Here is a 6,338-nt window from a genome sequence, read left to right as displayed (position 1 = left end):
GTGATTAGAACTTTTATAATTAATTCACCAACAACAGTTGACGAAGAGCCTTAATTTATCATTTTCAGCTTAAAAATATTAAAAAAACCGACAGATTATTAAAATCTGTCGGCGAAAAATTATTTTTTCAATTCAGGCGCATCTGTTTCATAATCAGACATCGTAGATTTATGATCATTTTGCGACATTAAACTTGTCGAATTTTTCTTAGTTTTCTTTTTCAACTGTTTTAAAGCCGTTGATTTTTTATAGTTATAGTTGCCTTTAATAACCTTCTTAAAACCTTCCGGCTGATAGAAACGAAGCAAATCACCATTGATCACTTTATCCGAAGCAGATAGCTGCGTTGTGACATAGTTTTGCATATCATCAATTGCTTGTCGCTGTTCATTAGTCATATGCTTTAATTCCTTGCCATTATGATCAAAATAATCAGCCCCATATTTTGTATACGTCGGTGAAACAAAATCACCATTGCGGAATGCCACCGTCTGGTTCCGGCCCGGCGCTAACAGATCATTGCCAAATTGAATCGTATCTTGATCCTTAATCCCCAATAAATTCAACAAGGTCGGTAATACATCAATCTCACCACCATAAGTGTGATTAATTCCGCCCTTTAAACCTGGCATATGAATCATAAACGGCACTTTCTGGAAATTAGCAAGGTCATAATTCGTCACTTTTTTCTTGCCTAACAATTTTGCAATTGCTGGTTTATGATTGTTTGAAATCCCATAGTGATCACCATACAACACAATCATACTCTTTTTGTCTAATCCAGTTTTTTCAAGCCAATTCATAAATTCACCGACAGCTTGATCTAAATAACGTGCTGTTTGCACATACGGATCAACGGTTGAATCACCAGTATCAAATGGTTCAATAGATTTATTCTGAGAATCAATGGTATATGGATAATGATTGGTTACTGTAATCAGTTTGGCATAAAAAGGCTGTGGTAATCGTTGAACATATTGAGCAGAATCTTTCAAAAAGATTTTATCCTTCATGCCATAACCTAAGTTGTAACTAGATTTCTTAGAATTCGGGTAATAAGACTTGCTAAAGAAATAATCATATCCCCAGGATTTATAGGTATTATCCCGGTTCCAAAAACTTGGTACGTCCCCATGAAAAGCGGCACTAGTGTAACCATGTTGACCTAAAATTGCTGGTGCTGCCTGAAATGTGTTTGTTGTCCCATCCATCACCATCGCAGAACCTTCAGGCAATCCAAAAAGACTATTTTCTAACATCATTTCTGCATCAGCTGTCTTACCTTGACCAACTTGATTATAGAAGTTATCAAAACTCAAAGTGTCTTGTGCATGGTAAAGTTTATCAATGTTGGGCATCACTTCTTGCCCATCCCATTTATAATCAATCATAAATTGCTGTAAACTTTCCAAATGGATAATGAAAACATTTTTACCTTTAGCAACACCTGAATACTCAACATTTGGCGTCGCTTGATTCTTTGCAATAAAATTTTTCACACTGGTGAGATCAGAACTATTGGCATTAGCTTTAGTCGCATTATTTTGCGTCGTTTTTACACCATCATAAACCGTATAAGCCTCTAATCCTAGATATTTAACAATATAATTATTATCGAAAGTTCGAGTCAATAACCCTGAGCGATCCGTTTCAGCTAAACTTAAATTAGCGCCAAACAAAAGTACTGCTAGTCCTGAAACTAATGCAGCATACCGAAATTTAAATGCACGTGTATCCACTTTTATGACTTTAAATGCCAATAAAAGAATTAAGATGACAACATCCAAGAAAACTAAAAAGTCGGTGGGATGAACAATTCCCGCGATACTTTGATTTAAATTATTAGAAACAGAGCTAGAACCCTTCATTAAATTAAAGGTTAGAAAATCTGAAAATTCGCGGTAATACAAAATATTGGCAAACAGCCAAGTTGCCATAATCGCATCAATCAGCAGCATGAACCAATATGATTTGCGGCCGCGCATATATAGTGCTAGTCCTAACAATAAAACGGCAAAAGGAAACGGGTTAAATGCTAACAGCAGATTTTGCATCCCCCCGCTAACGCCTAAACTAAATTTTGTTTTATATGCAAAATAAGATTTAATGCCGAATAATAAGACTGCGAGAATAAAGAAGCCAAGCCGTGTATTTAATCCCGACCGCACTTTCTTTAAAGGTTGCCCCATAATAACTACTTACCTCCGTCAACATAAAATACGTTTCAAAGTCTCTTAAATCATACTGGATTTATACATGAAAAACAATTGCTGACCGCAAGCTTCATGAAATATTTAACTTTAATAATAGAAAAACAATCGCCAACAAACCAATTTTTGGTTGCCAACGACTGCCCATCCAGATTGTTTGCTTAGGAACTCATCAATCATCAAGCAGATCATAAATCTCCATTGCAATGAGATCAATATCATCAAATTCAAACTTCTGATGATTAGTTAATTCTTCTAGAGTAAAAGTTTTTGTTGCAGGATCGTAACTAACTAAACCGCGTTCAGTACCTTCTTTTTCAAACCGGCGCGTCTGAACCTCATTATTAGCAGCATCTTTCAACATCGCTTCTAAGCGATTAATAATCGCAACAAGCTGTGAGCTTTTCATAAAGTGACTCCCTTCATTGGATCTTTACCCCAATAATGATACCAGAAAATCAACTCATGTGCCCATTTCCATCTTAGTTATTTGAAAATAATTACTTTTTATTGGATTTATTACCGCTAGTAGCACTTCAAAACCCTGCTATCCTGTAAAAAATAAGGCCGTGCTAACCCTTAGAAAAATCAATTGAAAGCATAATTTGATTATCATTCGCGTAATTCTTCAACTTTATCTGGTTTAATCACTAAGGCAAACATTCCCACAAACATGCCTAAATAATAAGTCAATAACCGCCAAAGCAGCATTGCTAAAACCAATTTGCTATTTGTCGCTGTAAACGTTGCAAACAATGCACGAAAACTAACTTCAGCACCACCTGAACCGCCTGGAACCGGAAATAACGAAATGATCATCACAATCATAATGTGTAAAACTAAGACAGTGATAAAATCCGGGCGTAACCCGAGAGCCAGTAATACAAAATAAGGAACACTATAATAGAATAATAATTGTATAAACGTTAATATACTGGCTTCAAAAAGCATTTTTCCCTGCTTTTTAATCCGCAAGCTCTCCCGGTAAAAATTATCAATTTTCTGGTTTAAGCTAGTTTCCCAACGTTGAACCCGCTGTTGATTAAAAAACCAGTACAAGGGATGCATTACCCAACGAACGAGATTTTTTGTCAGCTTATACCAGTACATAATCATCAACAAAGCGCTGATAGTGGCTAAATGCATAACAAAGCCAAACACCACCAGCCACGCTAAATAAGTAAACTTTGTTGCTACCAACTCAAAGCCAAAGATCAAAGTTAAAATAAAATTGACTAATACCATGGTTTGAAAAACAATAAATTTCATCAACAATAATGAACTCGCTCGACCGCCATCAATGCCAGATTGCATTAAAGCAACCAATTGTGCCGGTTGTCCACCAGATGAAAAGGGCGTTAACGAATTAAATAATTGTTCCACCAATGGGATCCGAATGGCATTTTTAAACGAAAAATGAACTACCCGGCCCTTGAGCATTAGCTTAACCACAAAAGCTTCCATCAACCAATAAAGCCCCATGCAACCTGCAGCTAATCCTAACCACCAAAAATTCAATTGATGAAACATCTTTAGTAGCTGCGTTAGCTGAACATGGCGTAGTTCATACGCAAAGATACCGCCACCTAATAACAACATGGCAATTAGTACTGCAATGTTCTTTCGACTCATATTTAACCTTCTTTAGCTTGTTGTGTGTAAAAGTGATGCCAAATTTTGGCTAAATGAGCTTCTGAATAATAATCGGCAGCTAAATGTGCTTGCTTTTGCATGTGTGCTAGTGCCGCTGGCTGCTGCCGCAATTGCTTAATTTGCTGATCCATTGCCTTCATGTCTTTTGCCGCGAGATAATAGCCAGCTAAAATTGAACGGTATAAAGTTAAATCACGCAACAAAACTGGCGTACCACAAGCAAAGCTTTCTAAAACAGACATGGGAAATAATTCATTATATGATGGTAATAAGAAAAGATCACTTAAATTATAATAATTAACCAATTCCTTACGCTCAATGATGCCGGTAAACTTTAAATTTGGCAACGGCTTAGCCACCATTTTTTGATAGCGCTGGTAACCATCCGTCATTTTGCCAAAAGAAAAACCACCAGCCCAAATAAATTGAATGTCCGGATTACGGCGTGCTAACGCAACAAAATCATCTACACCCTTCCGTTCTTGAATTTGACCAGCCCCTAAGATCACAAACTGATCCGGAGCAATGTGATATTGCTGGCGCAACTGCTGAATTTGTTGTGTAGATTTAGGGTAAAATTCTTTTTTAGAAACAAAATTAGGAATGTAAGTAATCTTTTCAGCTGGTATGTGGTAAGCCACTAATTTAGGAATAAAACTCGGGTTAACTACCACCAGCTGATCCATTCGCCGATAAAAAGCAATGACATAACGGTAAAAAAGTGCCTTAAACGGCTGTGGTAGCGTCAAACTACCTTCCAAAGTCTCTGGTAAAAAATGAACATAACCTATCTTACGGCCACGCCGCTTAGAAAAAGTAGACAGAAAAAAAGGCAGGTCAATGGTATGGTAATGACTAATATCTGCTTTACCATACTGATTGATGCTCACCTTAAACTCACCTTGAAAATGATGCTTTAATAGTCCAATCAATTCGGTGTAGGCACTACCGACGCCTTGTCCCTTTACTTTAGTTGCACTTGAAAACATGTGAATGTCTAACATGCTGTAACGCTCCAATTAAAAAATTTATGTTTAATCACTGAAATCTGCAGAATCTGGGTGCCGCTGCGCATAATCCGACCGAGTATCTTGATAAAAACGAACGACTTGTTCCCCAAAATGAGTCGCTGAAATCGCATATAACTTACGTTGCCGCGGCCCGGGATCAGAATAACTGTGTGGATGCGCTAAATAAGTCAAAATCTGATGCACCATTTCTGCTTGATTTTCAAATGTAGTGCCGATCGCCGGATCATCCAACAATTCTAGTGTGTAAGGACTTGCCGCAGCCACCGACTTTAGTCCGCTTGCCATAGCTTCAACGTAGGTTAGCCCTTGGGATTCAGAATGCGAAGCAGACACAAACAAATCAGCCATGTGGTAATAAGCAGCTACATGTTCATTAGGTACTTCACCGGTAAAAATGACGTGCTCGGCGATTCCGAGTTGCTGTGCCTGTTGCATCAGACTATCCTTAGCTGGGCCATCCCCAACGATAACAAGTTGTGCGTCTGGTTGTTGCACCAAAATTTGTGGAAAAATTGCAACGACTTCCTGAATGTTTTTTTCATAAGCGACCCGACTTAAAGAAAGCAATACCGGGGCTGTTGCTGAAATACCTAATTTTTTTCGACAGTTCACCTTCACAGGCTGTTCATATTGTGAAATGTCAATCCCAGTGGGAATAATTCGCATTGGTGCTTTGATCCCATAGCCTTGTAACGTTGCAACGACACGTTCGCTGGGTGCAATTACACCGTCCATGTGGTGCAAATATGCCCGCATAGCCTGTTTAACATGGTAGGGACGCAATAACTTCCCATTTAAAATATAATGCAGGTAATCTTGATACATTGTGTGATAAGTATGAATACAAGGAATTTTTAAATTCTTCGCAACAAATTTGCCAATATAACCCATCGAAAATTCAGTTTGAGTATGAACAATATCTAAATCCAAATCCCGTGCAACTTGATAAGCATGAAATAACCCTCTTACCGCAATGCGCCGGTCTGTAAAAGAGATAAATGGGACGCTGGGAAAACGAAATGTATTCGGCTCAAAGGCATCTTTATCAACATGTGGATCTGTCGTTGTAAAAATATAAACGGAATGGCCTTCACGTTCAAGCTCATTACGTAGTGTTTTAATAGAGGTGGCAACGCCACTGACTTGTGGAAAATATGTATCTGTAAATAATCCGATATTCACGCGTAATTCACCTTCTTTAGGCCAATCTAATAGCTTAATTATAGAGGCTGTCCGTCTAAAGCGCAAATGACGACAGCAAGCAGTAACCTGTTTTCTGATCGTCTATTATTATAACGAAGTCCGCTAGAATGACAATCACTCGAAAGACTGAGTTTTTTCCCGCTATTAGAACTAGCCATCATGAAAACGCGCCTTCTAGGCTGAATAAAAAAGGCTCTTCGTCAACTGTTGTTGGTGAATTAATTATAAAAGTTCTAATCAC

The 6,338-nt window shown here is 37.9% G+C and carries 5 protein-coding genes; all 5 read right to left on the bottom strand.

All coding sequences use genetic code 11. The features are described from left to right. Positions 1 to 119: 119 nt before the first annotated feature. Entirely contained in the window at positions 120 to 2,189 is a 2,070-nt protein-coding gene (locus tag FC24_RS07670) for an LTA synthase family protein (protein WP_057874307.1), read from the bottom strand. Positions 2,190 to 2,382: 193 nt separating this feature from the next. Continuing rightward, complete coding sequence (locus FC24_RS07665; RefSeq protein WP_057874306.1) at positions 2,383 to 2,619, bottom strand: YkuJ family protein; 237 nt, start codon at positions 2,617 to 2,619, stop codon at positions 2,383 to 2,385. 203 nt (positions 2,620 to 2,822) lie between these two features. Next, entirely contained in the window at positions 2,823 to 3,842 is a 1,020-nt protein-coding gene (locus FC24_RS07660) for a lysylphosphatidylglycerol synthase transmembrane domain-containing protein (RefSeq protein ID WP_057874305.1), read from the bottom strand. A gap of 2 nt (positions 3,843 to 3,844) precedes the next feature. After that, positions 3,845 to 4,867 (bottom strand): glycosyltransferase family 4 protein, encoded by a 1,023-nt coding sequence (locus tag FC24_RS07655; protein ID WP_057874304.1) that lies wholly within the window; start codon positions 4,865 to 4,867, stop codon positions 3,845 to 3,847. A 30-nt stretch (positions 4,868 to 4,897) separates the two neighbouring features. Next, positions 4,898 to 6,076, bottom strand: a complete 1,179-nt coding sequence (locus FC24_RS07650; protein ID WP_057874303.1) for a glycosyltransferase family 4 protein — start codon at positions 6,074 to 6,076, stop codon at positions 4,898 to 4,900. Positions 6,077 to 6,338 lie beyond the last annotated feature (262 nt).

This window comes from Loigolactobacillus rennini DSM 20253 (genome assembly GCF_001436505.1).
Lineage (GTDB): Bacteria > Bacillota > Bacilli > Lactobacillales > Lactobacillaceae > Loigolactobacillus > Loigolactobacillus rennini.
This window is presented reverse-complemented; position numbering and strand designations above follow the sequence as displayed.

Coding starts and splice junctions, on each gene's coding strand:
- FC24_RS07670 (WP_057874307.1), bottom strand. CDS start 2,189: ATGGGGCAACCTTTAAAGAAAGTGCGGTCGGGATTAAATACACGGCTT.
- FC24_RS07665 (WP_057874306.1), bottom strand. CDS start 2,619: ATGAAAAGCTCACAGCTTGTTGCGATTATTAATCGCTTAGAAGCGATG.
- FC24_RS07660 (WP_057874305.1), bottom strand. CDS start 3,842: ATGAGTCGAAAGAACATTGCAGTACTAATTGCCATGTTGTTATTAGGT.
- FC24_RS07655 (WP_057874304.1), bottom strand. CDS start 4,867: ATGTTAGACATTCACATGTTTTCAAGTGCAACTAAAGTAAAGGGACAA.